Origin of the sequence: Luteimonas sp. 8-5 (assembly GCF_029763755.1) — a bacterium.
Lineage (GTDB): Bacteria > Pseudomonadota > Gammaproteobacteria > Xanthomonadales > Xanthomonadaceae > Cognatiluteimonas.
In genome coordinates, this window is the sequence record NZ_JARUVM010000178.1 from 1 (window position 1) to 1,123 (window position 1,123).

The 1,123-nt window shown below is 70.4% G+C and carries 1 protein-coding gene and 1 pseudogene; both read left to right on the forward strand.

The genetic code is table 11. From position 1 onward, the window contains the following. Nucleotides 1-226 (forward strand): annotated as a pseudogene (locus QAA18_RS12780) (signal peptide peptidase SppA); the annotation flags it as partial. 16 nt (nt 227-242) lie between these two features. Further along, a complete protein-coding gene (locus QAA18_RS12785) occupies nt 243-1,019 on the forward strand; it encodes an SDR family oxidoreductase (RefSeq protein WP_279413472.1) in 777 nt (258 codons plus the stop codon). Nucleotides 1,020-1,123: the final 104 nt, after the last annotated feature.

Below are 1,123 nucleotides of genomic sequence, written 5' to 3' on the forward strand. Positions count from 1 at the left end.
CGTGCGCTACATGGAGCGCGAGGCGACGCCGTTCGAGCGCTTCTTCGGCCGCCTGGCGGAAAGCCGCGCTGCCGCCGCGCTGCTCGGCGATTCCGACCTCGCCCGCTCGCTGCTGGCGCGCGCGCTGCCGAAGGCGCAGGACGACCTGCGTTTCCTGGACGCGGCGCTCGAGCCCGGCCGCGGCTCCCCGGTGAAGGCGCTGGCCTACTGCTTCTGCGGCTTCTGACCGCTATCCTGCAGGCATGGACCCGAACCGCTGGCGCCTGGATGGACAACTGGCCCTGGTGACCGGCGGCAGCGCCGGCATCGGCCTGGCGATCGTGCGCGAACTGCTCTCCCTGGGTGCGGACGTGCTGGCAGTGGCGCGCGACGCGACCGCGCTGGAGCTGGTGCGCGACGAACTGGCGGAGGAACACGGCGACGACCGCATCTTCGCCCTGGCCGCCGACGTCGCCGACGACGAGGAGCGGCGCGAGATCCTGGACTGGATCGAGGACCGCGGCGAAGGACTCAACATCCTGGTCAACAACGCCGGCGGCAACCTCACCCGCGCCAGCACCGACTACACCGAGGACGAGTGGCGCTCGATCTTCGAGGTCAACCTGTTCAGCGCGTTCGAGCTGTCGCGCTACGCGCACCCGCTGCTGCTGAAGCATGCGACCTCGAGCATCGTCAATGTCGGCAGCGTGTCCGGCCTCACCCACGTGCGCAGCGGCGCGCCCTACGGCATGAGCAAGGCCGCGCTGCACCAGATGACGCGCAACCTGGCGGTGGAATGGGCCGAGGACGGCATCCGCGTGAACGCGGTCGCGCCCTGGTACATCCGCACCCGCCGCACCTCGGGCAAGCTCGGCGATCCGGACTATCTGGACGAGGTGCTATTGCGCACGCCGATGGGGCGTGTGGGCGAACCGGAGGAAGTCGCCGCCGCCGTGGCCTTCCTGTGCATGCCGGCGGCCAGTTACGTCACCGGCGAATGCATCGCCGTCGACGGCGGTTTCCTCCGCTACGGCTTCTGACGCGCAGGAGCGCGCCTTGCGCGCGAAAAGCGAAAGCGAACCGCCCGCTCACGTGCGGGGCGCCGCGGAATGGCCTTGCCCAAGCCGGGACACGGCGTGAACCC